Origin of the sequence: Psychrobacter sp. Pi2-51 (genome assembly GCF_904846665.1) — a bacterium.
In the GTDB taxonomy this organism is placed as follows: Bacteria; Pseudomonadota; Gammaproteobacteria; order Pseudomonadales; family Moraxellaceae; genus Psychrobacter; species Psychrobacter glaciei.
The window spans coordinates 126,850-146,190 of sequence record NZ_CAJHBP010000006.1; the positions used below are offsets into that span (position 1 = coordinate 126,850).

General features: G+C 44.8%; 13 protein-coding genes and 1 pseudogene. 10 read left to right on the top strand and 4 right to left on the bottom strand.

All coding sequences use genetic code 11. The annotated features are described in order from the left end of the window. Window positions 1-271: 271 nt before the first annotated feature. The 3 genes and pseudogenes from JMY08_RS05015 to JMY08_RS05025 all read left to right on the top strand — a co-directional run bounded on the left by JMY08_RS05015 (window position 272) and on the right by JMY08_RS05025 (window position 2,620). Window positions 272-1,558, top strand: a complete 1,287-nt coding sequence (locus tag JMY08_RS05015) for an aspartate kinase (RefSeq protein ID WP_201591740.1) — start codon at window positions 272-274, stop codon at window positions 1,556-1,558. 325 nt (window positions 1,559-1,883) lie between these two features. Further along, window positions 1,884-2,051: pseudogene (gene csrA / locus JMY08_RS05020) on the top strand (carbon storage regulator CsrA); the annotation flags it as partial. A 194-nt stretch (window positions 2,052-2,245) separates the two neighbouring features. Continuing rightward, complete coding sequence (locus JMY08_RS05025; protein WP_010199421.1) at window positions 2,246-2,620, top strand: HopJ type III effector protein; 375 nt, start codon at window positions 2,246-2,248, stop codon at window positions 2,618-2,620. Between the two features lie 110 nt (window positions 2,621-2,730). Here JMY08_RS05025 and JMY08_RS05030 read toward each other — a convergent pair whose 3' ends face one another. Both JMY08_RS05030 and JMY08_RS05035 read right to left on the bottom strand, forming a co-directional pair. Beyond that, a complete protein-coding gene (locus JMY08_RS05030; protein ID WP_010199419.1) occupies window positions 2,731-3,042 on the bottom strand; it encodes a YeaC family protein in 312 nt (103 codons plus the stop codon). A 38-nt stretch (window positions 3,043-3,080) separates the two neighbouring features. Further along, window positions 3,081-4,085, bottom strand: a complete 1,005-nt coding sequence (locus tag JMY08_RS05035; RefSeq protein ID WP_010199415.1) for an NAD(+) kinase — start codon at window positions 4,083-4,085, stop codon at window positions 3,081-3,083. 298 nt (window positions 4,086-4,383) lie between these two features. On the opposite strand from JMY08_RS05035, the gene JMY08_RS05040 reads away from it, so the two are divergent. Continuing rightward, complete coding sequence (locus JMY08_RS05040; protein WP_010199412.1) at window positions 4,384-5,106, top strand: Bax inhibitor-1/YccA family membrane protein; 723 nt, start codon at window positions 4,384-4,386, stop codon at window positions 5,104-5,106. 425 nt (window positions 5,107-5,531) lie between these two features. On the opposite strand, the gene JMY08_RS05045 is transcribed toward JMY08_RS05040, so the two are convergent. Then, window positions 5,532-8,366, bottom strand: coding sequence for a heavy metal translocating P-type ATPase (locus JMY08_RS05045; protein WP_201591743.1), 2,835 nt, complete (start codon window positions 8,364-8,366; stop codon window positions 5,532-5,534). Window positions 8,367-8,770: 404 nt separating this feature from the next. On the opposite strand from JMY08_RS05045, the gene mrcB reads away from it, so the two are divergent. The 6 genes from mrcB to purH all read left to right on the top strand — a co-directional run bounded on the left by mrcB (window position 8,771) and on the right by purH (window position 16,888). Further along, window positions 8,771-11,248, top strand: coding sequence for a penicillin-binding protein 1B (gene mrcB, locus JMY08_RS05050; RefSeq protein ID WP_201591746.1), 2,478 nt, complete (start codon window positions 8,771-8,773; stop codon window positions 11,246-11,248). A gap of 33 nt (window positions 11,249-11,281) precedes the next feature. Beyond that, on the top strand, window positions 11,282-12,133 hold the full coding sequence (locus JMY08_RS05055; RefSeq protein WP_201591749.1) for a tetratricopeptide repeat protein: 852 nt from the start codon (window positions 11,282-11,284) through the stop codon (window positions 12,131-12,133). A 199-nt stretch (window positions 12,134-12,332) separates the two neighbouring features. After that, window positions 12,333-13,259: a 50S ribosomal protein L11 methyltransferase gene (prmA, locus tag JMY08_RS05060; RefSeq protein WP_201591752.1), complete on the top strand. Its 927-nt coding sequence runs from the start codon at window positions 12,333-12,335 to the stop codon at window positions 13,257-13,259. A gap of 195 nt (window positions 13,260-13,454) precedes the next feature. Further along, on the top strand, window positions 13,455-14,603 hold the full coding sequence (locus tag JMY08_RS05065) for a DUF3426 domain-containing protein (RefSeq protein WP_201591755.1): 1,149 nt from the start codon (window positions 13,455-13,457) through the stop codon (window positions 14,601-14,603). A 306-nt stretch (window positions 14,604-14,909) separates the two neighbouring features. After that, entirely contained in the window at window positions 14,910-15,155 is a 246-nt protein-coding gene (locus JMY08_RS05070; protein WP_189585244.1) for a helix-turn-helix domain-containing protein, read from the top strand. A gap of 152 nt (window positions 15,156-15,307) precedes the next feature. Then, window positions 15,308-16,888, top strand: coding sequence for a bifunctional phosphoribosylaminoimidazolecarboxamide formyltransferase/IMP cyclohydrolase (purH, locus tag JMY08_RS05075; protein ID WP_201591758.1), 1,581 nt, complete (start codon window positions 15,308-15,310; stop codon window positions 16,886-16,888). Window positions 16,889-17,104: 216 nt separating this feature from the next. On the opposite strand, the gene JMY08_RS05080 is transcribed toward purH, so the two are convergent. Then, a complete protein-coding gene (locus JMY08_RS05080) occupies window positions 17,105-18,979 on the bottom strand; it encodes a SurA N-terminal domain-containing protein (protein WP_201591763.1) in 1,875 nt (624 codons plus the stop codon). Window positions 18,980-19,341 lie beyond the last annotated feature (362 nt).

Genomic DNA, 19,341 nt, shown 5'->3' on the forward strand with positions numbered 1-19,341 from the left:
ATAGAATACGTGATTGGTTATAACCATTATAACCAATCGCCATATATCTAAGTAGTACTGAGACTTAAAGTTACGCTGTAGATATGGTATAAAGGTCGACGTTTGAAGATATTACTCATTCACTGAGGTTGAAGCAAATACCACTATATGAATGAAAGACATAGGGCGTAACTCTTATAATCTGGCTTTATCTATATAAACATTGACGAGTATCATGTTGACTCTTATCGATGATAATAAAAGGTCATTATTGAATAATAGGTAGATTTTTATGGCGTTAATAGTACAGAAGTATGGCGGCACCTCGATGGGCAGTATCGACCGCATCAAAAACGTCGCGAAACGAGTCAAACGCTGGCATGACAATGGTCATCAAGTGGTTGTCGTGGTCTCTGCCATGAGCGGCGAAACCAACCGTTTGATTGATCTGGCCCGCCAAATTAGCTCTCAGCCTGACCCTCGTGAATACGATCAAATGGTCTCAACGGGTGAGCAGGTTTCTATTTCACTGCTGGCCATGGCGATTAAAGAGCTTGGCATTGGCGCCCGTTCATTTACTGGTCGTCAAGTCGCAATTAAAACAGACAATGCTCACAATAAAGCCCGTATCGAAAGCATCGATGATAAAAACATACGCGAGCAGTTAGATGCTGGCAATATCGTTATTGTGGCAGGCTTTCAAGGTATCGACGACGAAGGCAATGCAACCACACTCGGGCGCGGCGGCTCCGATACGACAGGCGTTGCGATTGCAGCGGCTTTAGGTGCTGATGAGTGTCAGATTTATACCGACGTCGATGGCGTCTATACCACTGATCCACGCGTTACCTCAAAAGCCAAAAAGCTTGAAAAAATCACCTTTGAAGAAATGCTTGAGATGGCCAGTCTTGGTTCTAAAATTCTACAGATTCGTTCGGTAGAATTCGCTGGTAAGTACGGCGTGCCACTGCGTGTACTCTCTAGCTTTGATGAAAACACCGACGGCAGCTTTGACCAAGAGTTTCAAGACAACGTGGGCACCCTAATTACGATAGACGAAGGAGACAATATGGAACAGGCAATTATCTCAGGTATCGCGTTCAATAGAGACGAAGCAAAAATCTTAGTACGCGGCGTGCCTGACCACCCTGGCATCGCTTCTGCTATCTTAAGCCCAATTGGCCGTGCCAATATCGAAATCGATATGATCGTCCAAAATCTTTCGGATAATGGTACCACCGACTTTACCTTCACGGTTAATCGCACTGACTTAGATAAGACGCTAAAAGTGCTTAATGAAGAAGTCAAAAATGAGATTGGTGCCAAAGAGATATCAGGTAACAGCGAAGTTGTTAAAGTCTCATTGGTTGGTGTTGGCATGCGCTCACACGCAGGTGTTGCCAGCCTAATGTTCCAAACCTTAGCCGAAAACAACATCAATATTCAAATGATATCGACCAGCGAAATCAAAGTATCTGTGCTGATTCAAGACCAACATTTGGAAAAAGCCGTTAAGTCATTACACACCGCGTTTGGCCTTGATCGTGAAGACGGTGAAAGCAAAATCGCTGGGCTATAAATGCTATAACGAGCATGTGCCAGAGTTAATAGTTATCAATTAAATAGGGTCTTATTAGACCCTATTTTTATTTTTTATTATTGCTCTGGTTCGTATATAGCTAATAGTTTTGTGAAAACCCGTGACAGTATCTGTTATGCCCCCTATAATGGGGCTTTCATTTGGGCTAAATGAATCTACCTATCATTACCGCTATTCGCCTAACTTTAGACATAGTAGCTTGTAAGTTAAATACAAGAGATGTCTAGTGCGATGGTAATGTCCTGCAATTGAGATGTAATCTGATGAGTAATAATCTGTTGATGCGACATAAGGAGTGTGACGCATGTTAATTTTGACACGCCGCGTGGGCGAAACGTTAATGATTGGCGACGAGGTCAGTGTGACTGTCTTGGGCGTTAAAGGCAATCAGGTGCGTATCGGTGTTAATGCACCAAAAGACATTGCCGTACACCGCGAAGAAATTTATCAACGTATTCAGCATGAGCGTTCTGTACAGTCGCAAATGCAGCATCTTGAGCAAGGCAGTTTTGCGCCTTCATTTGATGACGAAGACTATTTCAATCGCTAAGCTATAACAGTTAACGCTTAATCAATAATTATTATTGAATATATATAAGCATTATATTTTTATAAGCAGTGTACACAAATACTGTATTTTTTAATCTGCTCTGAGGTCATTTATTTATGAGTATCCGCCAATCAGATGTATCGGCTCTACTTAATGGTTTGAATAAAAAAGCCATTGGATTCAATGATGTCATCAGTTTTATTGATGATTTTTATCGCTATGCGCCCGCTCCTTTCGTTAATGGTATGGTGCATAATGCAGCGGGTGAAAATGAAGGTAGTGCGAAGATTTTTGGTTTTGCTAAGCACCATGGTCTGAATCAGTTGGACACGTTAAAGCTATTCGGCGAACACTATGCCAAGGTTCAAGCGACGCCTAACGGTACTGACCACGCCAATATCCGCAACTTTTTACATTGGGGTTGGCAAGGGTTTTTGATGCAAAAAAATCCATTGACCGTTCGCCCTAGTGTTGATACCACTGCACTTTAATTATTTTTGAGCATGCAAAAAAGCCACGCTATTATATAGCGTGGCTTTTTTATTGAGCGACTACTGCTGTGATTAGCGATACTCTTGCTTATTTATCATTATCACAAAGCTTATTTATCAAGAAATTTAACCGGCTGGATAGCACCTTTAGGATTGGGCATATTGGGATAATGATGCTCATGCTCCACATCACATTCAGCGCCAACGATGGAGCCATTGTCTTTTACGGGTTTATGAATATAACCGGTACGCTCGGCAGCAGGTAGATGCTCATGTTCCCAGACCATCACTGCTTGCATACAGGTGTCGCGCTGCTCAGCCGTTAATTTTCGACCATCCGGCCATTTGCCAAGCTCAATAGCCATACGAAATTTATCGACCATGTCAGGCGTTAGTGTTGCTAATATTGTTTGCTTGTCCATCTTACTCTCCGCTACTATTTTTTATACGACAACTGCTTTTATTCATCATCCATAATATCATCATCGATATCAAGACTGAATTCTTCGGCATGGACATTCCAGTGTAATTTGGTACGGCAGGCTTCATAAAAATCAAACCCTGGTGGGTGCAGTAGAGTCAGCTTATCAGGGTGCTTACGAATATAAAGCCGCTGCTCTTGATCGAGCGGTATGCTTGGTTTGCCATCTGCACTGACCATCGGTTGCGTGCGATTGTCCTCATGGATACGAATACAAACTTCGCTATTACCACTGACCACAATTGGACGGCTGGATAAGGTATGCGGATGCATGGGCACTAAACATATCGCATCCATACTCGGATGGATAATAGGCCCACCACCAGAGAGTGCATAGGCTGTCGAGCCAGTAGGCGTCGCAACAATCAAGCCATCGCTGTGTTGCCTATAGACATCATGACCATCAATTTTCAGTTGAAAATCAATCATATGTACTGACTTACCCGCATGCAATACGATGTCATTGAGCGCCATATCTTCATGGATGATGTTGCGCCCTTCTCGTATCTCCATCGTCAGTAGAAACCGATGATCCAACTGATAATCGCCCATCAATACTTGACGCAATTTAAAAGCAGCTTCGTCAGGTTTGACATCGGCCAAAAAGCCAAGACGACCACGGTTGACACCCAACACAGGTACGCGATAACGTGCCAGTGCTTCAGCAGCATGCAATATGGAACCATCACCACCGACGACGATGACCAAATCACAAATCTCACCAATCAAGCTACGCTTAACGATTTTGACTTTTTCAATCTCAGTGAGATCCAAGGTTGGTAGATGGGCGGTTTGCATGTCCATTATCAAGGTGAGATTCATCTCATTGATCGTTTGGGCAATCTGCACCAGACTTTGGGTGACGCTGCGCTTGCCTGCGCGCCCCATTAGCCCAATACGCCGAAACGCAGGGTTTTTGATGGCGTGGAACAGCTCTGATTCATGTAAGTGTGGCAATCTTTCGGACTGCGCGGAGTTTTCCATAAAACGACTCGGAATAACGGTAAAGTACAGAGTAATGATAGCGATAAATGAGCGCTTAAACTAGCATCTTTTATCAATTATCGTTGTTAACTGTCGTAATCGACCCCATATATCTACCATTACACGCCCCTTTATAGCGTGTTTACAGCGCTACTGAGCATCAATGCCTATCAAACACAAATAAGTCATACTATGGCTGCATCAGGCCTCGACAGCCGTCACGCAAACACAGTTGACAATAACCGAGCTTTTGCTAAAGTAGCAGTAATTTATATCATTTTTAATTAAGGACATATGTATGGCCAATCCTATTGTCAGTCGCGCAGAGCTTGCGATCGGCGGTCAGCCGATGACCGTCAAAGGTGTCATCCAAAAGACCAGCTTGTTGCTTGGTTTATCTGCTATCACTGGTATCGGCTTTTTCTTTTATGCGCTAATGGCAGGTCTATCACAAAGCTTTATTACCATGGCAGCCTTCGGTAGTATGTTTGCCGCTTTTGGTCTCGCGATTTTTATCACTTTTAAACCGCAAAAGGCCAAAACCTTTGCCGTCCCTTATGCACTCTTAGAAGGTATCTTCTTAGGCGGCATCTCGCTATTCTTTATGAGAATGTATCCAAGCGTGCCAGTGACTGCAATGTGTGCAACCTTTGTGACAGCAGCCGTTATGCTAGGGCTATATCGCTCTGGTCTCGTTAAGGTAACGCAGAAATTCCGCTCTATCGTCACCTCAGCGCTTATTGCCATCATGCTCGTTTATGTTGCGCAGTGGGTACTTTCTTTAGCGTTCGGTTCGAGCTTACCTTTCTTATTTGAAGGTGGCGTTATCGCTATTGGCTTCAGTTTGTTCGTGATTGTTATCGCTTCTTTTACGCTATTACTTGATTTTGATAACATTGATCGCGGCGTAGCAGCTGGTATTTCTGAAGACTACGAATGGTTATTTAGTATCGGTATTCTTGCGACGCTAGTATGGATGTATATCGAATTTATGCGTCTGCTCAGCTACCTACAAGACTAATGTAAAACCTATCTAATAATAATGACACATAAAATAAAAAACCGTCTTTTGCTAAAGGCGGTTTTTTTATGGGTGGAACTAGGGTCTGTTGAACATTCAAATGTGGAACTGGCAGTGGCTATTTTTTAGACAATACGCAGTGAAATTTTTGACGCCTAGTCGTTCTAGGTTAGACAATTTCGCCATGTATTGGCAAAAAATAGCCCTGCCCCTGCTTGTATACTTGGGGCTGATACTAAAATCAGCCCAAACGTTGTTGCAAACCTAGCTAAGGTCTCGACATTATCGTCTGTTTACGCCTAGTTTGAGCTGATTTTAGTGATCAGCAGTCCTAATATTTGAATGTTCAACAGACCCTAAAGTAAATACTATTTATAGAATGCTAAGCAAGTGTGAGGCAACCCATCATCTTTTTAGGATTAATACTAAGCGCGTTTTAGACGCAGCGCATTTAATACCACGAATAACGAGCTCAATGACATTCCGATGGCGGCAAGCCAAGGCGGGACATAACCGAACGCGGCAGGCAATAATACGATACTGTTATAAGCCAGTGCCCAGCGGAAGTTTTGTTTAATGATACGTTCCGTTTTATCCGCGATACGCTTGGCAGCTGTAATGGCTTCAATCTGTCCATTAAGGATGATGCTATCGCTTGACACCTGCGCCAAATCTGCTGCGCCAGCAATCGAAGTCGACACATCTGCTGCTGCCAACACGGGCGCATCATTGATACCATCACCAACCATCAGCACGACTGACCCTTGTGCTTGCAGCTGCTGGATATGATTGACCTTATCCGTTGGTGACAGACCATTATATGCCGACTGCATGCCCAAACTCTCCGCCATGACCAGCGCCTGTGGACTGGGGTCGCCCGTCAGCATCACAGACTCAATCCCTAAGTCTTTGAGCGTATCCAGCATTGAGCGGGCGTTATCACGCACTTTATCGCTAAAGTAAAAACACGCCAGCGCTTGCCATCCACTTGAGGAGCTTGTTTGACAAGACAACACAACCGCTGAGCTGGCACGATGGCTCAATAAATCAATCGTTAAATTATTGTCTACATTTTCACCAATGGCGCTTTTATCCAAAGCAAAATCCATATGACCAATACGATATAGAACGCCATCAATCATGGCTTCTACCCCGCCTGCTGGATAATGCTGCAAGGCTTGAGTGGGTGGCAAATGTAATTGATAAGCGGCAGTCAGTAGCGCATGAGCAATCGGATGGCGACTGCCTACTTCTAAGGCCGCGGCTATGCCTAAAAAACGGTCTTTTTGCAAAGGCAACGCGCTTGAGTCAGCGTTTTGATTTTGGCTGACCGGTTTTATTAGCTCAATGTTCAGTAAGTTTGGCTTGCCATAAGTCAATGTCCCCGTCTTATCAAAGGCCACATGAGTAATCTCTGCTAAAGTTTGCAGCGTATGACCACGCGTAGTCAAAAAGCCATAGCTGGCCAATCGATTGGTAGAGACAGTCAGCGCAATCGGTGTGGCTAGTGACAGCGCGCAAGGACAAGTAGCAACCAATACCGCGACCGTTGCCCAAATAGCTTGACTTGGATCAACGATGTACCAGCCGATAAATACCAATGCTGACAACACTAAAATCCGCGCCACAAACCAACGAGCCAGCTTGTCCGCTTGCTGCGCCAGTTTGGGCTTTTCACTCATAGCACGGTTCATCAGCCGATCAATCAGCCCAATCTGACTGTCTTCTGGCAGTGCCGTGACCAGCATCTCAAACGGCTGACTGTCGTTTTGCGCGCCGCCGACGATATAGTCACCTTGGGACTTGATGATTAAATCACCCTCACCCGTCAGCAGACTTTGGGAGACGGTCGCAGTTGGGCTAAGCAAAATACCATCGCTTATAATCTCAGAGCCAGCCTCAACCATGATGATGTCACCCACTTGCAAGCTTTGAGCGGTCACCATCTGTTTTTGTTCTGCGCCATACGCTGGCTTTAATAAATCTGGCTTTGATAGGTCTCGTTGACAGCTAGTTTGTTGCCAGTCTTGAGCTATACGATTGGTTATTTGATGGACATTGGCGTCCATACTCTGCATAAAATTGGGCGTGTACTTTATCGGAGCACTTGCCACAGCGCTGATTGGAATTTTAACACCTGTCTCATGAACTGCCTGATTAATAGCACTCGTATCTACTTTATCAAAAGCATTTTGCTGTAACTGCTGCAAAATGAGCGCAGCGTCTCCTTTGTTTTCAGCAATTTTTTGTACTAAAACTGGCTCCACCACTACTAGGTCATTGGCCATCGTCGCCGCTTTCAGACGGGCATTATGCTCGATATAACGCCCTGCCAATAAGAAGAAAATAAACATGCTGACCGAATCATAATAGGTCTGACCATGTCCAGTAATGGTGGCGTACAAACTGGCGAAAAATGTAACAATCAAGGCGATACTGACCGGTACATCCATATTGACTTGGCGCGCGCGAACTGCCGACCATGCAGACGTAAAGAATGGTATGCCCGCATAAAAGAACACGGGAATACTAACGAATAACGACACCCAACGCAAAAAGTCGCGCTGTAATATCAACATCCCGCTATATTCACCAAAATATAGTGCGACCGCATACATCATCGCTTGCATCGCGCCAAGAGCAGCAATTCCTAGACGTAGCAGCATCTTGTTATTGTGCTTAGCCAGCATTGCTTCATGGGTGTCTTGACGGTAAGGCTTGGCTTCGTAGCCAATTTCATTGATAACGGCTAGAATACGGCTGATAGGCAGCTTACTCTCGTCCCAAATGACGCGCATACGCTGATTGGTTAAATTGACCTGACACTTACTGATGCCATCAATCTCATAAAGACGCGATTCGATGAGCCACGTACAGGCAGCACAGCGTAAATTATTAACGGACAATTCCGCCACCGACAGACCATCTTGAGCATAGACGAACTGTGACTTTATCTCGTCGTGATCATAGGCTTCGAGCCGCGTCAGCTGGGTGGGCAAACTTGCCGTACGGTTGATTTCCGAGCGATCAAGATAATATTGCTCAAGCCCTGCCTCAACGATGCTTTGGGACGCCAACTGACAACCCATGCAGCACATCTCACGGGATTTACCCAATATATCGGCATAAAATGGCGGCTGCGGCACTGGATCACCGCAGTGAAAACAATGACCAGCAAGGGGCAGCACCAACCCTTCTGTGATAGAGTTGTCTTCATAATGATGGCTGGAGGTTGGCATTGGTGAGGGGGCACTAGACATAATCGCGCTTACTTCCTTTAGACAGGTTTGCTCGAACCCAATTCGCTTTGAGTAAACTTGCTATCATCAAACGTACTTACTTTTACTTAAAACAGCTATTTTAAATAGGTTCGGCACTGCTAGCACAGAGGGAGAATCAACCGCTGATTCACATAAAAAACATCGTTAGAATAATCGTAAATTGTTATCTTATATGGCATCCACAGAGCAAATTAAAAGCGCGCTGTGTTTTCGTATAAACATAGCCGTCAACAGATCGATTATACTATAAGCCAGTGCTGTGAGTAGTATAACCACTCACAGTGTAATCCCAATGAATGCCTGCGTTGATGATGATAGATTGAAAAATTTGTCAATTTGCGTCATTATGAGGCAGTTTTTTATCCCTAAATGGTGCATCATCCGTGCAAAAATATAATTCTAAGCTACCAAACGCCAAGCTCTCTTCGCCATCTACGCCTTCTGTCAGCACGCTACCCTCTCAGCAGCGCGGCTTGGTGTTTAGTAGTATTTTATTAATTGTCATTATTGCTGGCATGGTGCTACTGGCGCTGTATTTGATCAAGCTTGATCGCACCATTACCCACAAGTTCGAAGGTAAGCGTTGGGATATTCCTGCCAAGGTATACTCGCAGCCGCTTGAGCTTTACCAAGGTGCCAATGTCGATAACAGCACGATTAAGACATGGCTTGAGCTGCTCAATTATCAAAGCAATAAGGCATATGATCGCACTGGTACTTATCGTAAGTCCGGCAATACCTATTATATCCATACCCGCGGTTTTACCTATAGCTCTAGCGATATAGACACTGAACAAGTCATCAAAATGACGATTGCCGGTAATAAAATTGAGTCGATTCAAAGCACTTTACCAGCTAAGAGCGGCATTATTCGCCTTGAGCCGGTTAGTATCGGTGGCATTTACCCAGACAGCAATGAAGATCGTATGGTCGTCTCTTTAGATGAGGTGCCGCAGCCATTGATTGATGCGTTAATAGCCACAGAAGATCGCGGGTTTTATGAGCATAAAGGGGTATCGATACGCGGTATCGCTCGTGCAGTCATCAATAACTTCTCTGGTGGCTCGAGACAAGGTGGTTCGACCATCACCCAGCAGCTGATTAAAAACTTCTATCTGAATTCAGATCGCACCCTAAAACGCAAAGCCAATGAAGCCTTGATGGCTGTGCTACTTGAGCTCCATTATAGCAAAGATGAAATTCTGCAAACGTACCTGAACGAAATTTACTTAGGACAAAACGGCAACCGCTCTATCAATGGTTTTGGTTTGGCAGCACAGTTTTATTTTAATCAACCGCTGAACGAGCTGCGTTTAGATCAGCAAGCCTTACTCGTCGGTATGGCAAAAGGCCCAAGTGTCTATAATCCACGTCGCCATCCAAACGATTCAAAAGCACGTCGTAACATTGTTCTTAGCAACATGCTAGAGATGGGTACGCTCAGTCAAGCAGACTATGATAAAGCCATAGAGAGATCGCTGGGTATCGTTGATAAGCCCGTTGAAGGCAAAAGCCAGTTTCCTGATTTTCTCGATATCGTCAAACGTGAATTGAATACCGTCTACTATTCTGATGACCTGAAAAACGAAGGTCTGACGATTATCAGTACGCTCGATCCTATTGCCCAACTAGCTGCTGATAAAGCAGTCGATAAAAAACTGGGCGAGCTACGTCGTAGCAGCAGCAAAACCAAAGACTTACAAGGGGCCTTGGTCAGTGCAAATCCAGAGACTGGCGAGCTGGTCTCCGTCGTCGGTAGCGGCAGTGAGTTTACCGGCTTTAACCGTGCTGTCGATGCCAAACGTCAAGTCGGTTCTTTGTTAAAGCCAATCATTTATATGACAGCGCTCGAAAGTGGTCGCTATAATTTGGCGAGTTCCGTCGATGATTCACCGATTACGGTCAATCTAAATGACGGTACGAAATGGAATCCAAAAAACTATGACAATCGCGATCATGGTTATGTCCCCTTCACCACCGCTCTGTCTCAGTCTTATAACCAAGCAGCGGTACGCTTAGGCATGGAATTTGGGATCAATACTTTTGCCAAGCAGCTACAGCGTATGGGTATTAAAGAGAAAATATCGCCCTATCCTTCTGCTTTGCTAGGTTCTGTCAATCTTAGCCCCATGGATATGCTTGGTATCTATCAAGTATTTGCTACGGGTGGCTTTCGGACACCTATTCACAGCATTCGTAGTGTCATTGATGATCGCGGTCGTATTTTACAGCGTACAGGACTTAATACGCAGCGTAGCATTCCGCCTGAGACTAACTTTTTGACCAATTACGCGCTACAGCAAGTGGTCGCCAGCGGAACGGCTAAACGAGCACAATCACTTGGTAGTAACCTAAATCTCGCGGGTAAAACAGGCACCACAAACGATTACCGCGATGCTTGGTTTGCTGGTTACAGTGGTAACTATGTCAGCGTGGTTTGGGTCGGTCGTGATGATAACAAACCAATTGGTCTGAGCGGCGGCACGGGTGCATTACCAGTATGGGTCGACTATATGAGTCGCTTAAAGTTGACACCGGTATCGCTACCTGAGCCTGAAGGTATTGAATGGTTATGGCTTGAAAACAATTCTGGCAAGCTGTCAAATGAGCGCTGTGCTGATGCGCGCTATTTACCAGTGATGTCTGCGCATTTACCCGAAGAAGCCAGCAGTTGCGCCATTGGGTTGTATCAACAAGATAGCGCTCGAGAACAGAGTGCGCAAGGCGCTATCAATCAGCAACGCCGCCGCGAAGGCTTAGACATTCCAAATGGCGAAGCCGTTGATACCGACAACCAAAATGATAGTGATACGCAGAACGGTGCTGACACTTGGTACGACCGTGCGGTTGAATGGTTCTAAAATTGTTTTTAAAACTTAAAAGAGGGTTCTAACATGGTGTCATCTATACAGCAGAGCGTATCCGTCAAGCAATACTTTATGCGCGCGGCTAAAAAAACCACGCTAGTGAACTCTGTCCTTGCTGTCAGTGCGCTCGTCAGCATGATGAGCTTGAGCGCCTGTCAGACGGTGCCTAATGCGACGAACACAACGCCTGTTCAAACGGTGCCAGCAACGCAAGATCCAAAAGCACCCTCATCGGTTACCAAGATAACGCCTGCGACTCAAGCACCAATCATTGATAGCAGGGGCTACGACAATGATAACGAAAATAAGAACAACTATCCTGTTGACCCTTATACGCCGTCCGAACCATCTGCAGCGACAAACCCATTGACGCAGCAGACCCCAGTATTTACAGAGCCTAACACACCGCCTAGTCCCGTATTTACAACGCCCGACGCCGCAATTATTACGCCTTCTCCTGATGACTATATGATATCCGAACCCTCAGTGCCGTCACATAATGAACTGTTGGAGCGCGCGCGCCAAAATTCGCAGCAACGAAGTCAGCAAGTGGCCACTAATAACAGTGATTTGCCAGCATTTCGTAATCTCATGCAAACGGGAATCGGTCAGTTAAAATCAGGAAAATTGACCAGTGCTGAGAGTAGCTTTACCCGTGCCCAGCGACTTGCACCAAAATCCTCGGCAGTATACTTTTATTTGGCACAAGTTGCCCTTAAAAAAAACCAGCCGCGCAAGGCAGAAGCGATGGCGCGCCGTGGTCTTGCCGTCTCGCAAAATGCCAATCGTAGACGGGCACTCTGGCAAGTTATTTTGCAGTCAGGACAAGCTCAAGGCAATTCACGCGTAGTCAGCGAAGCAAAACGAGCATTGCGTTAGTTAGCATCTAAACGAACAGAACTGCATTCACAAGCATCAAAAGTTCGTGACTGTTAAATACTTATAAAAGTTAAAAGAGCAAAGCAAGGCAAGGCATGCAAACTGCTAGCTTTAAGTAGGCTGCTCATTCGCTATTTACTCCAAGCTGGGATTTATCCAAAACACCCATTCATTTTTACTCTAGATTAAGGTTATCGTTATGGCATGGCAACAACTGCACTTACAATGTGAAAAAGCAAACGTCGATCTCGCCGAGGCATTGTTACTAGAAGCAGGTGCATTATCAATCGCCTTAGACGACGCAGGGGATCAACCTCTATTTGAACCATTACCTGGCGAATCACCCTTGTGGGATGAGGTCATTCTGACAGGATTGTTCGATGCCACAACAGACATTGGTAGTCGTCATGCGGTTGAACAGTTAAGTCACGAAATTGGCGCACAGGTACACGCCAGTCGCATTTGGTTAAGTGCGGTAGATGATAAAGACTGGGAACGCGAATGGATGAGCAATTACCATCCTATACCATGTGCCAACAATCTATGGATTGTGCCTAACTGGATAACGCCGCCTAATCCTGAGGCGACCAATATCATTATGGACCCTGGCTTGGCTTTTGGTACTGGTTATCATGCCACCACTCGCCTCTGTCTCGACTGGTTAACAGAGCAAGATCTGACCGATAAAATCGTGATTGATTATGGTTGCGGCTCAGGTATTTTGGGCATTGGGGCGTTGTTGTTGGGGGCACGTCAAGTTTATGCTGTCGATATCGACCCACAAGCTGTGCTGGCGACCAACCAAAATGCCGTACGCAATCATGTCGATGATCGCTTGCAAGCATTTTTGCCAGAGGAGTTTACTGATTATTGGAAACAAAACGACGTTAAACCTGTAGAAGTGATGGTCGCCAATATTTTAGCCAAGCCACTGATTGGGTTAGCACCTTATTTTGTCACCTTAATGGCACCAAAAAGTCGTATCGTGTTAGCTGGCTTAATCGAGTCACAAACTGAAGAAGTGACTGCTGCTTATCAGCCTTACTTTGCGCTCGATCCGAAGCACGCTTTTACAGCGCAAGAAGACCAACATTGGCAGCGTTTGTCTGGTACATTTACAGGCTAGCAACATCTAATTACATCTGTTACGATAGAGAGGCAGTCAAATGTTATGTATTTGACGCCACTCTGTCCTTATCTATCACTCATATATGTATCAAACATTTAACTGAGTGTTTACTGTGGAAGCCTGAGCGTTGCAGGCAACTATTGGTGAGTGGCTACGCGGTATTGATAACCATACTTTTTTGGATTCGACCCTATGACCACGCCAATAAAAACTCAGTGCCCTCATTGCCAAGCTTGCTTCAAGTTAAAACAAACGCAGTTAAATAAAGTGAATGCAGCCGTCTGCTGCGATCAGTGTCAGCAGAGTTTTTTGGTCAATAGACATCTTATCGTCACCACCGATACGCCGCCAAATCCTACAGATAGCACGACAACCAATCCCAATAATACAAGCAATGCCAAACCATCCAGTAACAAGCCATCTTCAACAGTATTCTCTAATACTTTAATTCATGACGGCTTAATTTATGACGATATGGATATTGAAGAGTCAGATGAAAACAATTTGGAGTATGACTCGTTAGCCAGTATGGATGCTTGGCTAAGCAAAGCAGATAACAACAGTCATACCACCTCGATAACCAGTAAGCAGCACAATAATCCTGATAAAAGTGACGAATCAGCAGCTCAGGTTGCGCTTAGTTCAGCCGAAGCTAATAATATTCATGCAAATATTGATGATACGACTGATAACGCATGGCTTGAAGATTTGCTCAAAGAGCAAAACAAAAATGATAATACCGTCCAAGAGGATACGGACTTATCACAGCTATTGCTCAGCATGGGTGTGCCCTTCAAAGACGAAGACCGCACGCATGAAGAGCGGATCAAAAAAATGGAGGCACAATCAAGATTCACTCCGACACCAGCGCGACGTTCGATTGCCTCGTTATTGTGGACATTAGGCTGCTTGGTCTTAGTACTACTGCTTTTCGCCCAGTACGTTATTTTTAATTTGGAAACCTTGGTAAAAAATCCTGCTCATGCGGAACGACTACAAACCCTCTGTACGATCGCTGCTTGCAGCCTACCTAGTGCCGACTTGGCTGCCTTGACAATCACTGAACTCAGTCACAAACCTAGCCAAATTAAAACAACGGGTACTTTTAGTGAAGTAAGTGCGACGCTAAACAACCAAAGCGTACAAGCACAGCTCTACCCTAGTGTTAAGGTCAGCGTTTACGGTGCAAATGCCCTCCTCGGAGAGTTCATTGCAGCGCCAGATGATTATCTATTGAGCACCCAAAGCCAAATAGCCGCTGACAGTCGCAGACAGTTACTGTTTACGATACCCATTGCCAATGCTCAAATTCGTGAAGTCAGTGTCAGTCCCGTTTATTAAGCAAAACTTTAATAAATAGGGCTTCATAAGACAATTTTAGATTAAATGATCTTAGTGATGACATTAGTTTCATGGTATCACCACTAAGATAACGTCTAATCTGTCAGTGCTAGCCGATATTAATTTGTTATAATATTCCTCTAACCCCTATAGTTTGACTCTTTTTAATCCCAAGGACATTATCTTATGGCACCTCATGCACAGCATAATGCCAATCGGTTTGCCCAAAGCTCTGAGCATCTTGCCGATTATAATGACGACAACTATCAGCATTCAATTCACAATTTAGAGCCTTCAGATAACCGTATGAGCCATATCCAGACTCATGAACCTTTACGTGTGAATGTAGAACGCGTGGTACGTCAGTATTTTGTGATGTTGGGTGATGAGATACCTACCGACTTGTATGAGCTCATCTTAAAACAAATCGAAGAGCCGCTACTGTCCGTCGTTCTTGAACAAACGCGAGGCAATCAGACCAAATGCGCGCAAATTTTAGGTCTCAATCGTGGTACGTTACGCAAAAAACTCAAAACTTATAACTTGATGTAGCCTCACCTATATGAGCTTATCGATCGTCATTAACCCTCATTATGTATGGCAATGTATCGTTCATGACCTTATCCATAGTGATAACGTCTACAGCGAATGCCATTATCACCTTGCCAGACGTTTACGTCAGGCTTTTTTTATGGAAAGTTCTTATGAGTACAGCCCCACTTGCCCTACTGTCGGTCTCCGATAAGTCTAACATCGTTGAATTTGCTCAAGGCCTCATTAAAGCAGGTTTTGCTTTGCTATCGACTGGTGGCACTTATCGACTACTGACAGAGCATAACGTTGCGGTGACCGAAGTATCAGATTACACCGGTTTTCCTGAAATGATGGATGGCCGTGTTAAGACGCTGCATCCTAAAATTCATGGTGGTATTCTAGGGCGCCGTGGCACTGATGATGCTGTTATGAGCGATCATCAAATTGAGCGTATTGATCTAGTCGTGGTAAACCTTTACCCATTCGCAGAAACCATCGCTCGTGCTGATGTAACGATGAACGATGCGATCGAAAATATCGATATCGGTGGTCCTACAATGGTACGCTCTGCGGCCAAAAACCATGCTCACGTTGGTATTATTACTGACCCAGTGGATTACGATCGCGTGCTTACTGCTTTGGGCGATGGTACAGAACTGACCACTGCTTTACGCTATGATTTGGCCGTTAAAGCCTTTGAGCACACTGCACAATACGATGGTATGATTGCCAACTTCTTAGGTAGCCGAGTCAATGAGACTCAAGAGCCAGAGAACTTTTCACGTACCTTTAACGTACAGCTAGAAAAAGCCCAAGACCTGCGCTATGGCGAAAACCCACATCAAAACGCGGCTTTTTATACGGAAAACCATCCACTAAAAAGTCAGCAAGCTTCTATTGCCACGGCGAAGCAATTACAAGGTAAAGCACTGTCTTATAACAACATTGCTGATACTGATGCGGCGCTTGAGTGCGTAAAAGCGTTCAGCGCCTCTGCCTGTGTCATCGTTAAGCACGCCAATCCTTGCGGTGTCGCGGTCGATACCGACCAAGTAGCGGCTTATAACACTGCATTTAGCACGGATCCTGAATCTTCTTTTGGTGGCATCATTGCCTTTAACCGCCCATTGACCGTTGCTGCTGCAAAAGCGATTATCGACAATCAGTTTGTAGAAGTGATTATTGCACCTAGTATCGAAGATGGTGTGCTTGAGGCGACTGCTGCTAAGAAAAACGTGCGTGTATTGGTATGTGGCGAGCTACCAACGCCTGAGCAGCGCGAAAGCCAGCTCGACTATAAGCGTGTTAACGGTGGGCTGCTCGTACAAGAGCAAGATCTGGGTTTGATTACTGCCAACGACCTAAGAATCGTCACGGACGTGCAACCAACGGAAGCGCAGATTGCTGATTTACTATTCAGCTGGAACGTCGCAAAATACGTCAAATCTAATGCCATCGTTTATGCTAAAGGTCAGCGCACTATTGGTGTTGGCGCTGGTCAAATGAGCCGCGTCAACTCAGCACGTATTGCCGCTATAAAAGCTGAACATGCTGGCTTGGCCACAGAAGGGGCTGTTATGGCCTCAGATGCCTTCTTCCCGTTCCGTGATGGCATTGATAATGCTGCTGAAGTAGGTATCTCAGCGATTATCCAGCCGGGCGGCTCTATGCGTGATGACGAAACCATTGCTGCGGCGAATGAGCATGGTATCGCAATGGTATTTACAGGTATGCGTCATTTCCGCCATTAAACTGTGTCTTATCACTTTGAAAACCGGCATTAACAGCCGTATTGAATTGTATATCGCTGTTAATGCTACATTCTTAGGATAAAAGCAATATCCATTAAAAAAGCCACTATAAATAGTGGCTTTTTTATACGTCAAATTTAATAAAAGTATTCAGAAAAAACGATTTAGCAATTAGGTCGTATTTCCCTTAATACTCTTATTTCAACACCTTTATCTCTAACGCCCTTGCGCATTGGCCATATTAGTCTCATTGATCTCGACTTTATACACTAGACGTAGATACTCTAAGTAATCTTGTAGCTGATCTTGACCCAAGTTATCACGGATAATGGAGGCAGTTTGCGCGCGTTGCATATCAGACAGTGGTGACTGTTGCTCGGTCTTGATACGATCACCGACCAATAACGTCGCACCCATTTCTGTTTCGCTCGCAATCGCAACGACACCATTATTGGCCGCTTGCTGACTAAACGCCAAACCTCGCTCTTTTTCTGTCAATCGTGTGGTTTGACGGTTTATTTCACCTAAGGCTTGAAAACTGACTGGTTGTTTAGCAATATCTGCCGTTGTTTTAATGCCAGTCGCCAGTTTCTTAGCATCTTTTAATGCCAATGCCGTGGCTTTTTGCTGACGTAATGTCTGTGTGATTCGTGGCGTAGCCGCTGCTAAAGCAAGTGTTTTAGTAGGACGATAATTGCTTGGCTGTACCCATACCGTGCCATTACCAACTTCAATACCGGCGGTAACCGCTTGGTCTTGAATCGTAAACTCATCAAAGGCTTGCTTAATAACTGCTGGTTGCGACAATGCTGACTGATTATTTTCTTTACGATAATCCTTGAGACGTTTTAGCGTCACATTCTCTTGTTGAGCGATATCTTCGATACTAAAACCATCTGCTGCCAAGTCGTTAATCGCAGTCACTTTATCGGCATACATCTCCTGACGCTTATATTCTTTTGCTTTAGCGGTTAGCTCATCACGCATACTCTCTAAGCTTGGGATCTTCTTGCCATTGTCTTCGGTGACCGTAAATATCTGATAACCAAAGCTGGTCTTAACTGGTGCGCTCACATCGCCGACACTCAGCCCTTCCAGAGCTTTCTCAACTACTGCTGCGTCATTACCAAACACAGAAGGATTAAAGCGGCCGATATCGCCACCCGTCTCTCCTGATGGGTCATCTGATTGTGTTTTAGCAAGCTTACCAAAAGCCTCGCCTTTGTCCAAACGGGCTTTTACTTTGTCTGCGCGAGCTTTTGCATCTTTACCTGTTAATAAAATTTGACTGATTTTGCGCTCATCGACTACAGCCAGCTGCTGCTTATAGGCTTCATATTGCTGCTGCAAATCTTTTGTTGTGACATCAGTCACTGGAACGGTCTGAGGACTCAATTGCAGATAAGCCAAGTCTACCATTGCCGCGCTTTTTAGCGTGTCTTTATTGGCATCATAGTAAGCTTGTATGTCGTTTTTGCTCAGCTTCACTTGTTCTTGGTAATCCTGCCAATTAAAGCGGTGCAACCAAATATTGCGCGACTCTAGCTGCAGATCGATTAACTGACTGACCGCTTGCATCGGATACACTGCCGTACCAACGATACTGGCATTGAGCTGATCAAGACTTAACTGGTTACGAAATTCTGTAAATAGCTGGTCTTTGGTCATGCCGCGTTGACGCAAAAAGTTTGAAAATTGGTCATTTGAAAAGTTACCATCAGCATCCTGAAAAACTTCTTCTTGACGCAGCAGACGATTTATCGTGTCATCAGACACCGTCATACCAAGCTTACCAGCCTGTTGCTCTAACAAAGTTCGATCGATCAAACCCTTTAGCACCTGCTCATGCAGCACATCTTCATTCAATAAGCTGGCATCATCAATTTGCTCTAATGTCTCAGTACGCCGGTTATTGACAGCAGTCTGATACTCTGATAATCCGACACTTGCCTCACCTACCTGTGCAATTTGGTTGGGATCAACGCCACCACCAAAGTAGCTTTCGACACCCAAGAGAGCGAGCGGCGATAGGCATAAAATCAATAAAATGCGACCTGGCCAGCTTTTTAAGAAATCGCGCAATTTATCCATAGTTATCTCTGCTTTATTAACCTATATTGATGAAAAACCATTGTAATACTATTATTAATATCAATGCTATCTAAGCCGGCAATGGTAAGAAAAAGAACATGTGCATTTTATAGAGGAATATAGGGCTGAGTGAAAAAGCCTTACTCAAACAACACATCTATCGCGCGCCCTATGATACGTGATTTTTACGGTAGACTCAAAATATTCACGTGGTACGATACAAACTATGGCTACAAAAAAAGCACCTAATATTTAGGTGCTTTTTTGCTGCTTCGCTTAGCGCTTAGAATGTGCGCTGAACTAGACGCGGCCATCTATTATTTTACTGCCAACAAACGCTGTTCTTATTCGTCTTGCGAGTC

What these genes read in the sequence shown, in the direction of transcription:
- JMY08_RS05070 (WP_189585244.1), top strand. Translation starts at nt 14,910, where the DNA reads ATGAGCCATATCCAGACTCATGAACCTTTACGTGTGAATGTAGAACGC.
- JMY08_RS05080 (WP_201591763.1), bottom strand. Translation starts at nt 18,979, where the DNA reads ATGGATAAATTGCGCGATTTCTTAAAAAGCTGGCCAGGTCGCATTTTA.
- JMY08_RS05025 (WP_010199421.1), top strand. Translation starts at nt 2,246, where the DNA reads ATGAGTATCCGCCAATCAGATGTATCGGCTCTACTTAATGGTTTGAAT.
- JMY08_RS05065 (WP_201591755.1), top strand. Translation starts at nt 13,455, where the DNA reads ATGACCACGCCAATAAAAACTCAGTGCCCTCATTGCCAAGCTTGCTTC.
- prmA (WP_201591752.1), top strand. Translation starts at nt 12,333, where the DNA reads ATGGCATGGCAACAACTGCACTTACAATGTGAAAAAGCAAACGTCGAT.
- JMY08_RS05045 (WP_201591743.1), bottom strand. Translation starts at nt 8,366, where the DNA reads ATGTCTAGTGCCCCCTCACCAATGCCAACCTCCAGCCATCATTATGAA.
- JMY08_RS05015 (WP_201591740.1), top strand. Translation starts at nt 272, where the DNA reads ATGGCGTTAATAGTACAGAAGTATGGCGGCACCTCGATGGGCAGTATC.
- JMY08_RS05035 (WP_010199415.1), bottom strand. Translation starts at nt 4,085, where the DNA reads ATGGAAAACTCCGCGCAGTCCGAAAGATTGCCACACTTACATGAATCA.
- JMY08_RS05055 (WP_201591749.1), top strand. Translation starts at nt 11,282, where the DNA reads ATGGTGTCATCTATACAGCAGAGCGTATCCGTCAAGCAATACTTTATG.
- JMY08_RS05030 (WP_010199419.1), bottom strand. Translation starts at nt 3,042, where the DNA reads ATGGACAAGCAAACAATATTAGCAACACTAACGCCTGACATGGTCGAT.
- purH (WP_201591758.1), top strand. Translation starts at nt 15,308, where the DNA reads ATGAGTACAGCCCCACTTGCCCTACTGTCGGTCTCCGATAAGTCTAAC.
- JMY08_RS05040 (WP_010199412.1), top strand. Translation starts at nt 4,384, where the DNA reads ATGGCCAATCCTATTGTCAGTCGCGCAGAGCTTGCGATCGGCGGTCAG.